This window comes from Caulobacter sp. 05T431, from assembly GCF_056665975.1.
Window position 1 is genome coordinate 1 of sequence record NZ_JBFTKU010000081.1, and the last position, 548, is coordinate 548.

At 66.4% G+C, this 548-nt stretch carries 1 protein-coding gene; it reads left to right on the plus strand.

Going from position 1 to position 548, the window contains the following annotated elements; genetic code table 11:
- The coding region (locus AC1U89_RS24610) for a glycyl radical enzyme family protein (RefSeq protein ID WP_479902231.1) at nucleotides 1-548 on the plus strand (548 nt) is incomplete at both ends.

Consider the following 548-nt stretch of genomic DNA (forward strand, 5'->3'; position numbering starts at 1 on the left):
AACTTCAATATCTCGATCGGCGTGACCGATGCGTTCATGCAGGCCGTGGAGGCAGATGGCGAGGTGGAACTGGTCCACGAGGCCGAGCCGGGCATGGACATGATCGCCGCCGGCGCCTATCGGCGTGATGACGGCCAGTGGGTCTACCGCCGCGTGCCGGCCCGCCAGCTCTGGGACCAGGTCATGCAGGCCACGTATGACCATGCCGAGCCGGGCATCCTGTTCCTGTCGCGGATCAACGCGGACCACAATCTCTATTACTGCGAGACCATCGAGGCGACCAACCCGTGCGCGGAGCAGCCGCTGCCGTCGTATGGCTGCTGCTGCCTCGGGTCGATCAACCTGACCGGCTTCGTGCGCCAGCCGTTCACGGCCGAGTCCTATTTCGATTTCGAGGCCTTCGCCGAGGTAGTGCGGGTGTCCACGCGCATGCTGGACAACGTGCTGGACGTCACGTTCTGGCCGCTGCCCGAGCAGGAGGCCGAGGCCCGCGCCAAGCGCCGCATCGGCCTGGGCTTCCTGGGGCTGGGGAGCGCGCTGGTGATGCT